The organism is Clostridium autoethanogenum DSM 10061 (assembly GCF_001484725.1).
GTDB lineage: Bacteria > Bacillota > Clostridia > Clostridiales > Clostridiaceae > Clostridium_B > Clostridium_B ljungdahlii.
In genome coordinates this window covers 4,333,241-4,352,446 of record NZ_CP012395.1, presented here as the reverse complement: position 1 = coordinate 4,352,446, position 19,206 = coordinate 4,333,241, and the positions used below count along the sequence as shown (strand labels likewise).

Annotated in this window: 20 protein-coding genes; 6 read left to right on the top strand and 14 right to left on the bottom strand. The window is 30.4% G+C overall.

The window, feature by feature from the left end; genetic code table 11:
• Positions 1 to 6 precede the first annotated feature (6 nt).
• From CLAU_RS20180 to CLAU_RS19805, 4 genes are all read right to left on the bottom strand, one after another.
• Positions 7 to 153 carry a DUF1540 domain-containing protein gene (locus tag CLAU_RS20180; RefSeq protein WP_338032507.1) on the bottom strand — a complete coding sequence of 49 codons (147 nt, stop codon included), beginning with the start codon at positions 151 to 153 and terminating at the stop codon, positions 7 to 9.
• A gap of 159 nt (positions 154 to 312) precedes the next feature.
• On the bottom strand, positions 313 to 702 hold the full coding sequence (locus tag CLAU_RS19815; protein WP_013238578.1) for an immunity 22 family protein: 390 nt from the start codon (positions 700 to 702) through the stop codon (positions 313 to 315).
• Between the two features lie 159 nt (positions 703 to 861).
• Positions 862 to 2,130 (bottom strand): cytosine deaminase, encoded by a 1,269-nt coding sequence (codA, locus tag CLAU_RS19810; RefSeq protein ID WP_013238577.1) that lies wholly within the window; start codon positions 2,128 to 2,130, stop codon positions 862 to 864.
• A 19-nt stretch (positions 2,131 to 2,149) separates the two neighbouring features.
• Positions 2,150 to 3,535, bottom strand: coding sequence for a cytosine permease (locus tag CLAU_RS19805; protein ID WP_013238576.1), 1,386 nt, complete (start codon positions 3,533 to 3,535; stop codon positions 2,150 to 2,152).
• Between the two features lie 280 nt (positions 3,536 to 3,815).
• Between CLAU_RS19805 and CLAU_RS19800 the strand changes: the two genes are divergently transcribed.
• A complete protein-coding gene (locus CLAU_RS19800) occupies positions 3,816 to 4,523 on the top strand; it encodes a 4Fe-4S double cluster binding domain-containing protein (RefSeq protein ID WP_013238575.1) in 708 nt (235 codons plus the stop codon).
• A gap of 294 nt (positions 4,524 to 4,817) precedes the next feature.
• Here the strand turns inward: CLAU_RS19800 and CLAU_RS19795 are convergent, their stop codons facing one another.
• Together CLAU_RS19795 and CLAU_RS19790 are read right to left on the bottom strand one after the other, a co-directional pair.
• Positions 4,818 to 5,669 carry an IS3 family transposase gene (locus CLAU_RS19795; protein WP_242825723.1) on the bottom strand — a complete coding sequence of 284 codons (852 nt, stop codon included), beginning with the start codon at positions 5,667 to 5,669 and terminating at the stop codon, positions 4,818 to 4,820.
• 2 nt (positions 5,670 to 5,671) lie between these two features.
• Positions 5,672 to 6,370 carry a helix-turn-helix domain-containing protein gene (locus tag CLAU_RS19790; protein ID WP_013238573.1) on the bottom strand — a complete coding sequence of 233 codons (699 nt, stop codon included), beginning with the start codon at positions 6,368 to 6,370 and terminating at the stop codon, positions 5,672 to 5,674.
• A gap of 126 nt (positions 6,371 to 6,496) precedes the next feature.
• Here CLAU_RS19790 and CLAU_RS20945 point away from each other — a divergent pair, with 126 nt between their 5' ends.
• The 3 genes from CLAU_RS20945 to CLAU_RS21490 all read left to right on the top strand — a co-directional run bounded on the left by CLAU_RS20945 (position 6,497) and on the right by CLAU_RS21490 (position 7,520).
• Positions 6,497 to 6,667, top strand: a complete 171-nt coding sequence (locus CLAU_RS20945; protein ID WP_013238572.1) for a hypothetical protein — start codon at positions 6,497 to 6,499, stop codon at positions 6,665 to 6,667.
• 98 nt (positions 6,668 to 6,765) lie between these two features.
• Positions 6,766 to 6,912 carry a hypothetical protein gene (locus CLAU_RS20940; RefSeq protein WP_023163543.1) on the top strand — a complete coding sequence of 49 codons (147 nt, stop codon included), beginning with the start codon at positions 6,766 to 6,768 and terminating at the stop codon, positions 6,910 to 6,912.
• Between the two features lie 383 nt (positions 6,913 to 7,295).
• Positions 7,296 to 7,520, top strand: a complete 225-nt coding sequence (locus CLAU_RS21490; RefSeq protein WP_023163542.1) for a PLP-dependent transferase — start codon at positions 7,296 to 7,298, stop codon at positions 7,518 to 7,520.
• 104 nt (positions 7,521 to 7,624) lie between these two features.
• Here the strand turns inward: CLAU_RS21490 and CLAU_RS19780 are convergent, their stop codons facing one another.
• On the bottom strand, positions 7,625 to 8,470 hold the full coding sequence (locus tag CLAU_RS19780; RefSeq protein ID WP_013238569.1) for a YitT family protein: 846 nt from the start codon (positions 8,468 to 8,470) through the stop codon (positions 7,625 to 7,627).
• 129 nt (positions 8,471 to 8,599) lie between these two features.
• Here CLAU_RS19780 and CLAU_RS19775 point away from each other — a divergent pair, with 129 nt between their 5' ends.
• Complete coding sequence (locus CLAU_RS19775) at positions 8,600 to 9,208, top strand: 3'-5' exonuclease (RefSeq protein WP_023163541.1); 609 nt, start codon at positions 8,600 to 8,602, stop codon at positions 9,206 to 9,208.
• Positions 9,209 to 9,325: 117 nt separating this feature from the next.
• Here the strand turns inward: CLAU_RS19775 and CLAU_RS19770 are convergent, their stop codons facing one another.
• From CLAU_RS19770 to CLAU_RS19740, 7 genes are all read right to left on the bottom strand, one after another.
• Positions 9,326 to 11,119, bottom strand: coding sequence for an ASKHA domain-containing protein (locus tag CLAU_RS19770; protein ID WP_023163540.1), 1,794 nt, complete (start codon positions 11,117 to 11,119; stop codon positions 9,326 to 9,328).
• Complete coding sequence (locus CLAU_RS19765; protein ID WP_023163539.1) at positions 11,112 to 12,143, bottom strand: methylcobamide:CoM methyltransferase MtbA; 1,032 nt, start codon at positions 12,141 to 12,143, stop codon at positions 11,112 to 11,114. The genes CLAU_RS19770 and CLAU_RS19765 overlap by 8 nt, the downstream gene beginning before the upstream one ends.
• 15 nt (positions 12,144 to 12,158) lie before the next feature.
• On the bottom strand, positions 12,159 to 12,815 hold the full coding sequence (locus CLAU_RS19760; protein WP_013238565.1) for a corrinoid protein: 657 nt from the start codon (positions 12,813 to 12,815) through the stop codon (positions 12,159 to 12,161).
• A gap of 40 nt (positions 12,816 to 12,855) precedes the next feature.
• A complete protein-coding gene (locus tag CLAU_RS19755) occupies positions 12,856 to 13,926 on the bottom strand; it encodes a uroporphyrinogen decarboxylase family protein (RefSeq protein ID WP_023163538.1) in 1,071 nt (356 codons plus the stop codon).
• A 42-nt stretch (positions 13,927 to 13,968) separates the two neighbouring features.
• Complete coding sequence (locus tag CLAU_RS19750) at positions 13,969 to 14,838, bottom strand: uroporphyrinogen decarboxylase family protein (protein WP_023163537.1); 870 nt, start codon at positions 14,836 to 14,838, stop codon at positions 13,969 to 13,971.
• Positions 14,839 to 14,957: 119 nt separating this feature from the next.
• Positions 14,958 to 15,911 (bottom strand): GTP-binding protein, encoded by a 954-nt coding sequence (locus CLAU_RS19745; protein ID WP_023163536.1) that lies wholly within the window; start codon positions 15,909 to 15,911, stop codon positions 14,958 to 14,960.
• A gap of 531 nt (positions 15,912 to 16,442) precedes the next feature.
• Positions 16,443 to 18,200: a helicase-related protein gene (locus CLAU_RS19740; RefSeq protein WP_023163535.1), complete on the bottom strand. Its 1,758-nt coding sequence runs from the start codon at positions 18,198 to 18,200 to the stop codon at positions 16,443 to 16,445.
• 664 nt (positions 18,201 to 18,864) lie between these two features.
• On the opposite strand from CLAU_RS19740, the gene CLAU_RS19735 reads away from it, so the two are divergent.
• Entirely contained in the window at positions 18,865 to 19,152 is a 288-nt protein-coding gene (locus tag CLAU_RS19735; RefSeq protein ID WP_013238560.1) for a hypothetical protein, read from the top strand.
• The last annotated feature ends 54 nt before the right edge of the window (positions 19,153 to 19,206 follow it).

Genomic DNA, 19,206 nt, shown 5'->3' with positions numbered 1-19,206 from the left:
AAATTCTCACTTAGACGGCTTGAATGTTGTACAGCAAGTATCATCACTAGTGTCGGGGTCTTTACCTTGCATTGGGTTAACTTCCAAAGACTTAGCATTACAGCAGTTATTTTTCCAATAGTGACAACAATCAACGCCACATTTAACTTCCATTTTTGGTGCATCCATAATTAAATTCCCCTTTCAATATATATATTATATATTTAAGTTATATATATAGTATGACCTAAAACATAAATACTATCCAAGCAATCCATTAAATAAATCAAACAATTGTAGAAAATTTTTCTTATGAATAACACCTTTATATTTCTATGTTCTATATTTAAAACTTCCAATAAATTTTACATATACACTGTTGTCCTGATCTTCTCCTATAGAACCATCATAATTAAAATTATATAATAATATAATTGAGTTATACTTTCTATCCAGTTTATCTGAAAACTTTTTGCTATAATCTGAAATAATATTTTGTGAAAAAGATTGATCTTTCATTATATCAGAAAACAAATCCGAATCTCTTTCAATAAAGTTTATTTCCTTTAGTTCCTCATCAAAACACTCAACGTTAAAATTTTTTTCAAACTTAGAATTTAAATAGTCACCAAAATTAGAATAATTCACTTGAAGATAATGCTGTAAATCTTTAATATCTTCACATTTTGCCAGCCATATAGATACTATTCCTTCATACTCCATTAAGACTTCTCCTTTACATTTCTAAATATACCTCTATTTTATCATAGGAATAAAGGAAAATAACTTATCTTACACACAATTAAGTAGAAGAACCTAATTTATACTTTTATTAGGTTCTTTTACTTTTGAAATAACACTATATTTATTTAAAAAATAATACTACTTATTTATATCAAAGGTAATTCTCTCTTCCCCATCCACATAAATATCTGTCTTTTTAGGTTCAGTTTTTGAGAGTATTTTTCCCTTTCTTATGGAATACAGCACCTCTGATTGTTTTCTTATAACATCATATTCATCTTTTCCATTGAGTATAATGAGATTAGCAGTATTTCCTTCTTTTATTCCATAATCATCTTCAATATGCATTGTCTTTGCACTATTTTTCGTTATGAGATCAATAGAATTTACAATCTGATCGTAACCCATGAGTTGACATACGTGTATACCCATTTGAAGTACCTGAAGCATATTACCTGTTCCCATTGGATACCATGGATCACATATATCATCGTGTCCAAAACATACATTAATGTCTGCATCTATCATCTCTTTAACTCTTGTAATTCCCCTCCTCTTAGGATAAGTATCAAATCTTCCTTGAAGGTGGGTGTTTACTATAGGATTAGATATGAAATTTATATTTGACATCTTTAAAAGCCTAAAGAGTTTATAAGCATATGCATTATTATAAGAATGCATAGCAGTAGTATGACTTGCCGTAACCTTTTCTCCTATTCCGTACTTATATGCCTCTGCTGCAACTACTTCCACAAATCTAGACTGCTCATCATCAATTTCATCACAGTGGACATCAACCAGTTTATCATATTTTACTGCAAGCTCCAATGCTTTTTTTACAGAATCCACGCCATATTCTCTTGTAAATTCAAAATGTGGAATAGCCCCTACTACATCTGCACCAAGCTTTAATGCTTCCTCCAAAAGTTTTAATCCGCAGGGAAAAGAATTTATGCCCTCCTGTGGAAAAGCGACTATCTGTATATCTACAAATTCTTTCATTGCTTCTCTTACTTTAATTAAAGCTTTTAATGCTGTAAGCTCTGGATCTGTAACATCTACATGTGTTCTTACATACTGTATTCCATTTGCTATCTGCCATTTAAGCGCAGTTGTAGCTCTTTTTATAACATCTTCTTCCGTAAGCATTTTCTTTCTAAGTGCCCAGGTTTCTATTCCTTCAAAAAGAGTTCCACTTATATTCCATTTTGGCTCTCCTGCAGTGAGAGTAGTATCAAGGTGAACATGGGGTTCAACAAAAGGTGGAAGTGCTAAATTTCCATTCCCCTCAATTATGTTTTTGTCTTCTTTTGCTATATTTTTAGAAATTTCCTTTATAACTCCATCTTCAATTAAAATATCATATATTCCATCTTTATTTCTAAGTCTTACATTTTTTATTAACATGCTGTGCTTCCTTCCTATATTATTTGTTCTTTAAAAATATTTTGCTACTTATAAAATACAAAATTGCCGAAATTATAATTATAGGATAAATGGCTCCTATGGTTTTGGTAAACATAGGTAAATTCTTCATAAATAAAAATATAATGACAGAAATTATCCACACACTAATGGTAACAAGGTTAAATCCAGATTTATACCAATACTTACCTTTTTCATCATCAAATTGTTCTACAGCATACTGTTTTTTTCTAACCAAATAGTAATCTGTTATCATAATTCCAAAAATAGGTCCAAATACCATGCCTATATAATCAAGGAACATTTCAAAGGAGTCCAAAAAACTAGAAGCATAAATTGGAACAATAGTTAACAAAGCTGCAAGTATCGTTACTCCAAAAAGAGCTGTTTGTGATTTTATTTTTTTATTTAAATTTGTAACAGAAATTCCTGCTCCCATAAGATTTATTGCATTTGCTGTAGTACTCGTCAATATAATAACTAAAAGTGCTATAACTCCAAGGCCAAGCTTGCTTACAATAGTGCTTGGATCAGAATTGTTAGGATCATATACTCCTGTTGTAACTGCTGTACCTATTGCTCCAATTATGCCTACAAAAGCAAACCAAAATAATCCAACATTTGCTCCAATTATAGGAGCTACTGTAGATGCTTTTTTACTCTTACTATATCTTGTAAAATCTGCAATAGCAGGAACCCATCCTAAACTAAAAGCAGCCATAGCATCAAAAGCAGAACCAATGTCCATAACCTTTCCAGAAGGAGGTCTCCAAGCTATAATTTTACTTAAAGGAACCTGTTTTAAAACAACTACCGTTTCCCATACTCCTAAAATTAATATAAATATAACTCCTATTTTTTCTACCATTTTTACAGACTTATGCCCTGTAGCAATAGATATAAGATGAAGTATGCTCATTACAGCAATTCCTATAAGCATCGTCTTTTCACTTCCATTTGAGCCATAAGCAGGAAGCCCAAATATATCTTTTAATATAAAGCTTATAGAAATTGCAGCTATAAAAGTATTTACAGCTGTCCAGCCAATAAATTGAGTTATGTTGAGGACAGATGGTAGAAAGCTTCCTCTAACACCAAAAGATGGTCTTGTAAGTGCCATGGTAGATGTTCCAACTTTGTAGCCTATAAACCCTATTAAAGCCATTATTATATAGGCAATAGGATTTGAAACCAAAGTTACCAGCACAGCTCCACCAAAAGTAGCCCCTGCTACAACTCCTCCAACATACCAGGTTCCGTTGTTTGCATTGGCACCAATCCAGGTTGTGAGCATGTCCAAAAAACTTATTGTTCTTTCACTCTGTGGTACAGTTTCAAGGGCAGCATATTCCTTATGTACTTTTTCATTTGTTTCCTTGTTATCCATCAATTACCTCCTAAATTAATAATTTTTTCTTCATATTATACCACGCTTTTCTAAAAAGCGCATATATTTTTTGATAATTTAGCAAAATAGTTCTGCAATTATCAATGAATCTTACTTAGTGGAAGTTTTATTTCTTCCACTAAGTTTAGATGAATTATCCAGTAGCTAGCCATCGGATAAATTTAATTTTATGAATTTTACATTCTATCATAAAAATTATGATATTATTAAGAGATAAATAATAGGTTAAAAGTACCATATTATAAAGGAGGACATACTTATGTTGGAATATAATATACAAAAAATATTGAATAATTTTATGATAGATTATTATGGAGTTGCAGATATAAGTAAATATGAAAATGAACTTGTAAAATATGGGGGATCTCTTGTAAAAGGTTATCCAAGAGCTATTTCATTAGGTATTGTGTTTCCATCTACTATTGTAGATCATTTAAATGATGACTCCAACGATATTGCAAAATTAGAATATGAAAATTGTTATAAAACTATAAATGCTAGGTTAGATAATATAGCCTCTATAATAAGTTCTTATATAATAAGAAAGGGTTATAGTGCTTTGCCTATATCTGCAGCAGAAAGAGTAAATAGTGATTATATAAATGCAGCCTTTTCACATAAACTTGCAGCAAGATTAGCAGGACTTGGATGGATAGGCAAAAGCTGTTTACTGATTACCCCAAAACATGGTCCGAGAGTAAGATGGGTAAGTATATTAACTGATTTACCATTAAACCCTACAGGTAAAGAAATAGAACAAAAGTGCGGTGAATGTATGGCCTGCGTGAAAATATGTCCGCAGAAAGCATTCTATGGTAAAAATTATATAGAAGGTGAAGATCGTGAAAAAAGATTTGATGTAAAAAAATGTGACAGCTATTTTAATGAAATGGAGCATAACAAACAAGTACCTGTCTGCGGCATGTGTGTGTATATATGCCCTTATGGTAGGAAAAATAATAAATAACTCAATTTTCGCACGCATAGAATTTTAATTAATAGTTAAGAATGAAGAATTAATAGTTAATGTGAATTTTTTCCGTTACACTACAAAAAATCCTTGATTAACTTTTCATTATTAATTCTTAACTTGCGAAGTTTTGCTTTGCAATGTTCTTAAACTGCAAAAATTAAGTAAATAATATATAAGTTTTAAATTTTAATATTAATAAAATACTTAACTTAAGTAAATACTATAAGGAAAGCAATAACCTTTATAGTGAACTGCTCCCTGTCAAGTAGACAGGTAAAAAAACAAAAATTAACAGACTAGGGTCTGATTCCGATATTCTATTGGTGTCAGACCTTTAAGTTTTTCTTGTAGCCTTTCTGTATTATAAAAATTTATATACTTATCGATTGAGTATTGTAATTCATCAAAGTTATGAAACTTTGTTAGATAGTACATCTCTGCTTTTATAATTCCCCAAAATCCTTCCATAGGACCATTATCAATACATTTACTAACACGAGACATGCTTTGAACGGCCCCGATATTATCTAATTTTTTCTTAAAAGATTTACTAGTATATTGAAAGCCTCTATCACTATGAAAGAGTGGACTAGCATTAGGGTTAGCTTCAATAGCTTTATCAAGTGTTTGAAAAACAAGATGGTTATTATTTGAATGTCCAAGAACATAGGAAACAATGCTATTATCGTGCAGGTCAAGTATAGCACTCAAGTAAGCTTTTGTTCCATCAGTTAACTTAAATTCGGTTACATCAGTAAGCCATTTTTTATTTGGCTTATCAGCATGAAATTCTCTATCCAGTATATTCTCGGCAGTGACTTGAGGAGTGCTGGGAACGTAGTTTTTTTTCTTCCTGCGAATTACAGATTTCATGTTAATAGACTTCATTAATCTATAAATTCGCTTATGATTATACTTCTTTTTAAGTATCCTATTTATATTCAAATTCATTCTTCTATACCCATATATACCTTGAACTTCAGAGTAGATTTCAATCATAATTTTAATTATTGTAGCATTTTCTTTATCTGACATACTTTCTATGCGCTTCAACCATTTATAGTATGAACAACGGGCTACGCCTACAATTTCACATAGTTGAGATATCGAAATTTTATTTTCTTCACTATATTCTCTAATAGCTATGTATTTGTCTTCCCATCTCGCCTCCTTTCCACCTCGTCTAATTTTTTTAAGAAGCTATTTTCTATTTCTAATCGTTTGTTTTCAGCCTCAAGCAATTTAATTTGAGCAGCAAGTTTTTCAGTTTCTGTTAGTTGCTCCAGACTTTTTCTTTTTCCACGTCGATCAACAAGGGCTTCTACACCACCTTCTTTATACTTAGATGTCCAAGCATAAACTTGCTGATACGAAACATTAAATTTCTCTGATGCTAGTTGATAATTATCGTTATTTTTAATGCAGAATGATACTATTTCAATTCTTTCTTCATAGTTTGTTTTTCTTCCAATGATCATAGTACTATCTCCTTTTGAGTTATGAGACTTAACTCTATTATGATCATTATACTTTTTTATCCATCGTTGGAGAATACCATGACTAGAAATATTGTATTTGTTGCATAAATTATTTAACGATCCTGCTCCTCTTTCATAATCAGAGACAGCCTGCAATTTAAGGGATTCAGGATAATAGGTATTTTTCTTATAACATTGCAGCCCTAGTTCTCCATTTAATTGATATTTTCTAACCCATTGTCTAAATGAACCTTTAGTAATTTCTAATTCAAAACAAATTTGCATGCAACTTTTTTTACCTATGAGGTAATCCTTAACAGCTGCTATCTTCCTATCAACTGTAACTTTTTCTTTTCTACCCATAAAAATATACCCCCTTTATGGAAACAGTTTTATTATTTTAACTGTCTACCATAAAGGGAGCATATCATAGTATTTGCTTTTTTATTTTTTATATATTTAAGCTTATCATTTATAGGAGGGACTTGTATGGATAACAATAAAAATAGGATGAAAGATAGGCCTAAGTCTAATGCTGAGATGAGAAAAATGCACTCTGAAGCAGGATCTGAAATAGGTATTGAACACGGTAAAAAGATAGGATCTCATTCAAATGGCAAAAAATATACAAAAAGATCAAAATTATCTCATAACAAATAGCACAAATACTTTATTATCTATACTAAAATGTAAAGATAAACAAGTTTATGAGAATCATTTAGCTGACCACAAACTTATTATATGATGGAGGTAATATTATGAGTAAGAAAAATTCTTCTAGTAAAAATTACAGTAATACACAATCTCCTACATCTAAAAATTATACTAAAAATGTAAAAAATAAAGCCATAAAAAGCAGCCCTTATGGAAAAAATGAACCTTCTACCCATACAGAGTACAAATAGCATTAAGTTGTTTTTCCTATGGAGTTTTTAACTTGAAAATAAACTTATGCATAGAAATATTTTACAATAAACAAGTACATTTAAATATTTTGTATATAAGTCTTGACAGAAAATTTGTAGAAAAACTTAGGTCTTTTGAATTATCTGAGGTACGAGTTTTCAAAAAGCCTTAGGTTTTCTTAAATTTTCTATTTATTCTGTTTAGACTTATCAAAATATTTAGCCGTACTTGTGATTGTAAAAATATTCGAAGTATAAGTTTATTTTTCATTTAAAAACTCCATATTTACTTTTGAAAACTCTTATACCAATTTTCACTTGAAGTGATAGAATATTAAAATTATAATATTTATATTATTATCTTCAAGAAAAGATGTAATAAAATGACTAATTATAGAATGAATACAAAATGTGTACAGGCAGGCTACAGACCAGGCATTGGTAAAACCATTACTAATCCTGCTCTTACCGTACTAGATATCGAGAAATTTGCAAATACTGCTCATACACATGGTGTTCCAGCAGAGTTAATCCATATAAGCTACGGCATTGAAGACAAGGAAGATTTAATTTCTGATATTTCACAAGCACTAGATTGTATTAAATGATTTTAATCACAAAAAGGGATCGGTCAAATGTATTAGCCAATCCCTCTAATCTTTATAAATTTGTTTTAACTATGTGAAACTACATACTTAAAACAAATTGGTACTTATTTTTGAAAATTCTTTCCTGAAACCTCCACACTTTGCATTACTATAAGGGCATCATCATCTATGTCATTTACTATGGACTTCAAGCGTGATATCTCAAGTCGTGACACTATTACAAAAATCACATTAGTAGGGAGATTAGAATAGCCCCCTTCTCCTTTTATAAGAGTTATTCCTCGTCCTGACTCTTTTAAAATCCTATCTTTTATTTCCTCATGTTCGTCTGAAATTATCATAACTGACCTTGACTCATCAATTCCTTGAGAAGTTACATCTATAGCTTTAGATGCTATAAAATAAGCTACTAATGAGTACATTGCTCTGTCCCATCCAAATGCAAAACCTGCACTCCCAAGTATAAATACATTAAAACACATTACTATTTCACCAACAGAAAAACCACTTTTTTTATCTAAAAATATAGCTACAATTTCCGTTCCATCCGATGACCCTCCACTTCTTATCATAAGTCCTACACCTATTCCAAGTATTATACCCCCAAATATAGCTGCAAGAAGTGGGTCATTTGTTACCCCTATTTTAGGATTAAATACTGATGTCATAACTGAAAGTGAAATTACTGAAAAAAATGTGGCAATTGTAAAATCTTTGCCAATATTTTTGTATCCTATAATGATAAAAGGAATATTAAATAATAGTATAAATACTCCAAGAGGTATTGATGTAAAGTGACTTACCATAATGGATATACCACTTATTCCTCCATCAATAACATCATTTGGTATCAAAAAGAACTTCAATCCTACTGCATCCAAGCACGCTCCCACTAACATTAACAATATTCTTATTGCAATAGAAGCTCTTCTATTATGTTTTTTTCTCATAGTACCCCTCCATATGCATTATTTTCTTTTGCCCTATAATAATTTTACCATTAATTTTATTAATTGCGCAAGTATAACTCACTATAATGTTATAATGGATATAGCTTAAATTTAGGAGGACGTCTTTGAATGAACATGATATTTTTTGACACAGAAACAACTGGTTTAAGGCCAGGAAACATATGCCAACTAAGCTACATTCTTGTTGACACCAGCGAAAAGCCAACCAAAACCATAGGTAAAAATATTTTCTTTGCTGTTGATTATATAGAGCCTAGTGCAGAAAAAGTACACGGTTTTACTGTGGAAACCTTGTACAAGCTAAGCAGCGGTATGAACTTTAAAGATCATTTAGATGAATTTTTAAATGACTTTCAAAATGCAGATATTTTAATAGGCCATAATGTAAACTTTGATATTAAATTTCTATCTTCTGAATTTAAAAATTGCAATGAAATATTAAACATCAAACATACCTTTTGCACTATGAATTACTATAAAAATATATGCAACCTTAAAAACAGATACAATAAATGCAAGGCTCCACGACTTGAAGAGGTTGTAAGATTTCTTCATATAGAAAATCCATACATAAATGCTGTAAGTAAAAAATACTTTAATGGTACTGGAAATTTTCATGATGCCAGGTTTGATACTACAGCCACCTACTTGCTTGTAACAGAAGGAATTAAAAAAGGATATATCCCTAAAAGATATTTTTCTCATATAATACAATAAAATTATAGAATTTCTATTTTCAAAATTAGCCCACCCAATAATTAAAGGGGCTATTACATTAACATATAAAAAATAGTTCTCCCAAATTTTTAGTTTGAGAGGACTTATATTTACATTCTAACCAGGGAATATAAGGCATGCAGCAAAAAGTTTTTCATAACCTTCGGATGCACCTAATTCCATATAATCTATTTGATGAGCTAATTGTTCAATTTCTTCTTTTACATTAGCAGACATAAGCGCCATATATGCACCTGTTTTAGATGAATTTCCTACATATACTAGCTTATCTTCAACCTTTTCTGGTAAAATTCCTATTCCTACCAAACTGTCAGCTGATAAGTGAGCTCCAAATTGTCCTGCTACAATAACTTTATCAAGATTATCCATATCAATGTTAGCCTTTCTTAATAAAGCATAAAAACCTGAAAGAATAGCTCCTTTTGCTAATTGCACTTGACGAATATCTCCTTGTGTAATTAGTATTTGGTCTGGACTACTTTCTAAAATAAACTGTCGTTTCCTGCCATCCAGTTGAATCATATCATATCGATAATCTGATTCCTCTAACTTTTCTTTCTTTATAAATGCTCCATCCTTTTTTACAAGTTCTGTACGAAGCAGCTCTTTTACAACAGCTAATATGCCACTTCCGCATATTCCTATTGGCCTTTTATCTCCGATAACCTGAACTTCAACTCCACTTTCAGTAATTCTTACATCCTCAATTGCGCCTTCTGCCGCTCTCATGCCAGAACTAATATTCATTCCTTCTAAAGCTGGGCCTGCTGCACAAGAACATGATAACAGCTTTCCATGATTGGATAAAACAATTTCTCCATTAGTTCCAATATCTATAAATAGAACATTTTCCTTTGCTTTATGCAGCTGACAAACATATGCTCCTGCTACAATATCTGCACCTATATAAGCTGAAACTGATGGAAGACAGTATAGTCTAGCACCTGGTGCTGCCTTTAATCCAATGTCTTTTGCCAATATATTTTTTGACTTTGTAAATATTGGTGAATACGGAGACATTCCTATAGATGTAGCATCAATCCCTAACAGAAGATGCATCATTGTACAGTTTGCTGCAATAGAAATCTCATAAATGTTTTTTCTATCTACTTTTGATTTATTGCATATATCTCCAATCATCTCATTAATAGAATTTACAATTGCATATTGCAATTTTTCTTTTCCATCTTCAGGATGCTCCACTTCATAAGTTATTCTAGTTAAAACATCCAATCCAAAGTTCTTTTGAGCATTAATCATTGAAGCTGTAGCTAATTCTTCACCTGTCTTCATGTCAATTAATGCTGTTACAACAGTTGTAGTTCCAATATCAACTGCAACTCCGTAGAGAATATCTGTAGTATCGCCACACTCAATTGCAATTAATTCTCTTCCATTAAAAACTCCTGTAACTTTTCCAGTTATAAATTCATGCTGCTGAAGTAATCTCCAATCAAATTTTTCAACATCAAATGTTTTACATATAAGTTCTTCAAAAGAACCTTGATTTTCTAATGTAGGTTTTTCTATTTTAAAAACCTCTTTATGAATTAAAGGATCAAACTCAAAATCAGGTGTATAACCTGTTGTAAGTATGTCATGTTTTCCTTCTTTTTGTAAAATTTCAATTACAATATCCTCTTGTGGTACTACAAAGCAAGAAAGTCTTATACCTGAATCAATTTCTTCCTTTTTTAAAAGTTTCTCTTCTGTCTCTCCGATATCAGGTAAATTTCCTTCTAAAAGTTTGATTTTACATTTTCCACAGGACCCTTTTCCATTACACGGATTATCCACAAAAACATCATTTTCAAGTAAAATTTGCAGCAAATTTTTATCAGGTGTATATTCAAAGCTTTTATTCTGTGACTTAATAGAAATTTTAGGCATTAGTATCTCCATCCCCTTTTGATAAATATTCTAGCATTGCTTTCACATTTTTTAAAGGAGATTTCATTCCAAGTCCACAAGCTGGAGATATAATATTTGACCCATCCTTTACACACTTTTCAGTTAGTTCTGCAATTTTCTTTGCTTCACCAAACTCAATTGCATAAGTACTTACATTGCCCATTAACACTCTATCTTTTAAATTTTTTCTAGCATCACTCATGTTGACTATAGAATCAAAACTTAAAGCATTACTTTTTACCTTATTTACTTCTGAATATACCCTCTTCATTTGTCCACATATGTGCACAATTGTACTTTTATTCTGTTTTTGTACACTTTCAATAATTTTATTAATATATTTAACAGCAAATTCTTCAAATAATTTTGGTCCTAAAATTTCCCCTGTACCACTAGGATCAGAAATAGCTATTATATCGGCACCTGCTTCTATTTGTTTTTTTGCAAATGTAATTAATTCATCTGTAACAAAATTAAGAAATTCATGTGCTTCCTTATTGCTCTTTTTTAATTCTTTATAAAAGGTAGAAGGTTCCATTATAGAACTTGCTGTACTAATAGGTCCAGTTAAATTACCTATGATAGGAACATCAGTACCTTTTGATTTCAATAATTTAATTGCCTCAATAACTACCTTTGCTCTTCCTTCTGTAAAATTAATTTGAGAAATCTTCTTCCATTCCTTAACAGAATCAATTGAATATTCTACAACATGAGGCTCATAAATCTTTGTTCCCATGTCAACCTTTGCTCCAAAATTTTCTGCCTCAATGGTCATACAAAATGGAACTCCATAATTCTCAAAGCAGCCTCTTTCATACACTGCTTCTGATAAACCAGCCATCATTTGTGCACTCATATGTGCTTCAGGAAACTTTATTCCTACTTCTTCTATTAACTCTGTTGTGACCATATTCATCATGCCTCCAGGACAAATACATGGTGGTCTATCAACCTTTTCTCCACTAAAAACTTTGTCTAAGCGCTCTTTTGGTGACAACACAGCCTTCACCTCTTTCTATGCTATATTAAGTAATCCTTTTACTAATTTAACAGCCTCAGTTGCATTAGCAGAATACCCATCTGCTCCAATCAAATCAGAAAACTTCTTTGAAATAGGACCTCCTCCTATAACAACTTTAAGATTTTCTCTTATTCCAGCTTCCTTTAATAACTCTATAACAGTTTTCATTCCATTCATTGTTGTTGTCATCAAGGTTGACATACAAACAAATGAAGCATTAACTTCCTTAGCTTTATCTACAAAACTCTGAAGTGGAACATCTCTACCCAAGTCAATCATATCAAATCCAGCTGTTTCTAACATGATTTTTACTAAATTTTTTCCTATATCGTGAGTATCTCCTTCTACAACTCCAATTACTCCCTTTGGTTTTTCTCTATCCACTTCATCTGCTGGAAGGTGAGGTCTTAAAATTGCTAAACCTTCATACATTGCATCTGAACATAATAATAAATCCGTAACAAAATATTCTTCTTCCTCATACAATTTACTTGCATGATTCATACCATCTACAAGACCTTCCATAATACCATCAAGTATATCATATCCTGCTTCTACATATTCCTTAGCTGCTTCAATTGTATCTTCCTCTTCCATTTCAAATACACCATCAGATAATCTTTTTAATAATTCTTCTTTTGATAATGCCATTGTTTTCCCTCCATTTTTTCCTAAATTATCGATTTATCTTCTAAGAGAAATTTTTTGGATCTAGTGGCCACTTTCCATATTTTCTAGCAGAAGCCATAAACTGATCAATATTTTCTAGTGGAACTGCACCTGAAAGGTCGCAGCCTGATGCCAAAATATATCCACAAGGACTGTCATAAGCCTTTTGCATACAATTTTTTACTGCTGAGTCTACATCATTGGTGTTTCCTAGAATCAATACTTCCACTGGGTCTACATTACCAAGTATAGGTACTTTGTCTCCTACTACTTGTTTTGTATATGCTAAATCTACTCTATTATCTATACTCATCATATCGCAGCCTGATTTAACCATTTCTCCTACAATTGATGTTGTATCTCCACAAATATGATAACAAACCATTCCCTTTGCCTCATGAATCTCTTTCATTAATTCTTGTGTATATGGTAAAACAAACTCTAAATATTGCTTCTTATTAAGAATAGTTCCTGATGCAATAGGATCACATAATAAAATAAGAACACCTGCTTTTATAAACTCTCTGCAAATCATTTTTAATGCATCATTACAGAATTTAATTAGTTGATGAAGCTTTTCAGGATTTTTTCTAGTTGCTCTGAGCAAGTTTTCTGTTTTATAAATACTTGCAGCAGCAGTAAAAGGTCCAGATATTAATACTCCAGTTGGAACTTCATTTCCTATTTTCTCCATTATGATACGTGCAGCTTCTAAATGTAATTGAAATGCTTTATCATTTTTTAGTTCTAATTTTGACATATCTAGCTTATCAACATCATTCAAATCCTCTAAAGCATATTTCATAATTGCTGGTACTGAATCTTCTGGGTCACTCATCTGACTACCTAAAGCTGCACCTACACCATGTAGTCCATATTCAACAATAGTTAAATCATTGCCAAATCTTTCATAGCAGGCAATCTGTGCTTTTGCTTCATTTAAAGCACTACTTCTTTTTTCCTTATGAGTCATTCCAAGTGCTAGCCCAGACATAGAACAAGCAACTGGCATAGCTAAAATTCTGTCCATTGGTTTTCCTGTCATAAATGCAGCTAATCTTTCATTTGGCGTCATTTTATCATTCTTGTGCATGTGTTTTACCCTCCACACTTTTAAATTTATTTATATTAATAATTAAAGTAAAGCAATTGTTTTGATTGTTCCATCTTTTAATTCAAAATCTTTATTTTTAATGCACATTTGTCCAACAAATTTTGCTTGTCCCATGACTTTTACACAAGCTTCGGAATATTTTATAGATTCTCCTAGATTAATATCCTTCCACACAGCTTTATCTGTTCCTAATAGTGCAAAAGTAGTCTTAGGACAAAGCATTACTATCATTTCATCATCAATAACTTTTTCAATGTTTTTTAATAACGGATAAGTAAACATTTCTACAGTCTGCTCAGCATATTTGGGTCCTAAAATATTTAATCCGCCAGAAGAATCAGCATAACTAATCATGTTAACTCCTGCTTTTTTAGCTTCTTCAACAAAGCGTAATATTTCCTTTTGGAATTTATCGAAAATAGCCTTCATAGTATCTGGTTCTTTTCTAAATAGCTTAAAAACATGACGCGGATCAATTAAAACATTCATAATTGTAAATGGTCCTGAAATATATAAAAGAACATTTTCTCCTTTGTCTCTTAAATATTTACAAGCTTTTAGAACCTCTGATATACGGCCTTTCGAGTAATCGATTTCAGGTAGATTTAATATCTCTTCTGCTTTTGTGCAAATATAATCTTTTGCTCTTGGACCTGTTTTTTCATTTCCAAGATTAATTATGCCACCCATAGCTTCTCCCTCAACGGTATGACAGAATGGTAATCCACAAAAATTTGTGTTATCATATTTCTTTAATTCTTCTGCCAACATAGCCATGCTATCCCAATGCTTATATGCTTCTGGGAAATGTAAGCCTGTTTTTTCTGTAACCTCTTCATTAATTCCTACAGAATTATCATACGTACAATTAAAGTCAATAATTTTACTCATGTTAATCCCTCCTTATTAAGTTAGTAAATGACCAAAACTTAGCATTTTATATCAAGTGATTCTTAAGTTCAGATAGAATTTGCTTATTCGGATAAAAATTATAGATTAAATATACCTGTTTAAAATTTTGGATATCTGCTTAAAACTTTAGATACATGCCTACTTGTAAAACATTGTAATATTTTTTGTTTTTTTAGTTCATTTCCAATAAAAGCCACTTTAGCCTCTTTAAATTCTTCCACATAGTTCCACTTAAAATGATGTGGAGTGAAATCAAAATAAATAAATCTTTTTGTATCAAGCTCTAAAATTCCTTTAGCTCTCAAAATATAACCATATTCCTTGCTCTTTAGAGAAGCTAAGATTTTATCTATATCCTTCTCTAGAAAAGTTTTGGGCCTGTCTATAGATAAAGTACTGAACACTTTATCTGCAGGTGTTGATACAGTTTCTTCTTTTAAATCAATTTCAAAATCTTCAATTGTATCTAATATTTCAATTATTTTTTCACTCTCATAAGAATACCAATTATCCTTAAGGATATATGCTTTTTCATTATTTAATTTTATTTTGGAAATTACTTCTTCCACTTTTTCGTCATCTATACTATCCATATGAGTTAAAAAGATAATATTGGCATTTTGAATTTGATCTAAATAAAATCCACCAAAATTCTCTAAATAATCATCAAATGCACTTATATCTACAATAGTTATAAGATGATTTATTCTTATATCACAATTTGAATTTTCAGAAATTTTCCCACAAACCCTTACGATATCTGATAAATTTCCTACACCAGATGGTTCTATAAATATATGTTCAGGTTTATATTCTAACGCTAATTCCTCTATGCTATCTTTAAAGTTTTTTACTAAACTACAACAAATACAACCGGCATAGATTTCTTTAATAGGTAGTTTGTCATTAATTAAGTCTCCATCAATGCCAATATCACCAAATTCATTCTCAATTAAAGCAATTTTACCTTTCATATTAGGAAGGATTTTTTTTAAAAATGTAGTTTTTCCAGCTCCTAAAAATCCAGAAATAATATTTACATTAATACTCAATGCAAACCTCCTTCGTAAACACTTTTATTTACGTGTTAAACAATTGACAATTTTGTTTAAAAATGGATTTATAATATTTTTAACTTTTATAGTTTAAAAAAATTAACAGCTGTTGAGTAATCTTTTTATATCATGTAACTTTGTAGACAACTCTATACTATTTATTCACATTTACTGAATCATTCTAACATTTAAAATACTATTGGTCTAATCATTATTAATTATTGTTTGTCACACATTTATAAACTATATTTATAGGAAAATTATAGTTTTACACTTTTAAATTTATATGCATATTAAAAATCCCAATATCGCCATTCTCAATTTATGTTACTTGCTGCCTTTAAAAGAGTTCATGACTTGTTAAACTGCAATTCATAATGTACCTTTTATAAAAAATGTAATATTTTTTATTTAATTTCAGATTACGAATTGCATTTGTTAAAATAGATCAAGTACTTATAATATCTTGATTTTATCTAAATAAGTTTCTGTAAAATTCTATTGTATGCCTAAGCATTTTCGCTGAAATCATATTCTAACTAATATTTCATTTATTTCCTCACTCACTTTTATTCTTTCACTATAAACCCAGTCAACATCAAATTTCAAATTAAATATTTTAGAAAATGAATAATACATATTTATCTTTTGGTAATATATTTCCAAATCATCTAAATTACCCTCAAAACATTGTGGTTTAAATACACTATCTTGTTTATTAACAAATAATTCATCTACGTATTCCAAAAACTCATTCATTAAATCTTCTCTTGAAACATCAAAGGGAACCTTCAATAAATCCCACTGATCTTCTTCTTTTAGCTTATATTTCTTTATTTTATCTAAAATCAATATATATTCACTAATGTCCATCTTTGTATAATAATCTAATTTTTCTTCTCTAGTCCCCCATAAAGCTAATTTTTCATTTAAAGGTAAACTTTTAATCTTTAATATTGCATCTGATGGACCAATAACTGCTCTCTTTATATTTTTATCTTCAGCTTCTAATTTGGATTTAATAAAATCTTGAGTATCTCCAGCACTAGCTACATAACCTATATCATAAATACCTATTCGTCCCGCACGTCCACTTACCTGTTTTACTTCCTGTGATGTAAGTTCCCGTACTTCTTCGCCATCAAACTTTTTTATATTGATAAAAATAATTCTTCTAATAGGCAAATTGACTCCCATCCCTATTGCATCAGTAGTAACTAGCACTTTTGTCTCCTTATTTGTAAATTGCTCATACTGCATTTTTCTAACTTCCGGAGGCAAATCTCCATATATTATGCTGGCTTTAATGCCTTTACTTGAATATTTCTGTGCTATCTCCAGCACTCTTTTTTTAGAAAAAACTACAACAGCGTCACCTTCCCTGATGTCATCATAATTAAATTTCTTATTTTCAACTTCTAGAGGAATAATTCTTTTATATTCTTTTACCTCATACTCATCTTCACAATCATTTATAATTGTTTCTAGTATGTCTTTAGCATTAAGAGCTCCACATATATGAATTTCATCACATTTTAGCCCTAATAAAGCCCTGCTCCATGCCATTCCCCTTTGTTTATCACTAATCATTTGAATTTCATCAATAACAGCTATATCATAGTGTTCCTTTAAGTTAAGCTTTTCTATTGTACAGGAAGTATGGGTTGAACCTATCTTTAATACTTCTTCTTCACCAGTTAATAAATCACAAATTATGCCTTCTTTATTTAACTTTTCGAAATTCTCCAAAGCAAGAATTCTAAGTGGTGATAAATATACTCCTTTCTTTGCCGTTTTGAGGCGTTCTACAGCATTATAAGTTTTACCTGTATTCGTATCCCCTAAATGAATATAGAATTTTCTCTTCATGTGTCTAGTCTCAATATATTCATCCTTAGGATTATCAGGAAATGTTTTTTCAAACTCTTCAGCAATTAATTTAGGTATATGATTTTTAGTAAGCACTGTCATTATCCCTGAATTTAAAAAAGCATTATAACTTTCTTTTATAATTTCATAAAAATCAAAGCATGTATTATTCTTCTTATTGTAATTATCAAGTATTCTCTTTGATACATTTTTCAGTAATTCTTCATAGGTTTCATATACATATTCAAAATCTTTTAATCCTTCATTTTTCATCTCTTTAAGTTTAACAAGCTTTTTTCTTACGGCACTTTCGTGTTCTATAAGTGCCCCTGGTTTTGAATAATATACGATCTCTTCAATGTGATTAATCTGACTCTTCAATTTTTTAAATTCCTTTTGTGATGAATTCTTCTTCATGCGTTTTCCTCCGCCTAGTCTATTTAATTATTCAAATACTATATTTTTATATCTTATGAGGTTTATAAATTTACTTTATTGCATCTTAATTATATAACTATTCCTCAAATTATTATAAACCAAATACACATTTTACATTAATCACAAAAAATAAAATAGTAAACATGATATTTATCTATATTTTCTTTTATAAATATAATAAAGAAAACTTTGTTTTAACGCCCCACTCACTAAGGCTTTTTCCTTATCTTTTTCTTTAATATCTCCTCCTCATTTAAAATCAAAATATACATCTTCATAACTTCTACACAACTATTATGTAATATTATATCTATTAAATGTATTTATCAAATGACTACCCGCTGTAATACTCTCCTCTTTTTCAAATCGGAGGTAAAGAGTAACTACGTCACTGGATTCGTTTAACTAAAAATCATGTTGAGTTCTAAACTCCATCTGATTCAAGTTTTCACTTCATACTGTGAGGACTGTACCAATGATCTAAACAAAGTTCCAACTGAAAGTCTAGTTAGCACTGCTATGTAAGAAAATCCTTCAATAATTAATTTTTATAACTTCTGAATTTCTTCATAACTTCTTTATATGTACACTGTATAATTCAATTACGATAAAAATTATTAAAATTACTTTGGAGGGATATACTATGAATTCTCATGGAAATAAGAAAGAAAAACAAGGAACTCATAATCATAGTTCATTAAAGCATACGCTGCATATGGCTATCTGCTGTGGATTACCTATAATTATCATAGGATTATTACCAATTATAACGAAACTAAACCCTAGCGCTGGTAGTGTAATTGAAAGAATAACACCTTTTTTATGTCCAATAATGATGATCTTTATGATACCCATGATGATGGGTATCAATAAAAAAGGAAGTTGCTGCAATACTAAGGAAACTAATTCTAATAGTAAAGAAATCGTATAGATTTAAAGCAATAAAATTATTTTTAAGGAGAGGCTCTCAATATTTAAAGAGTCT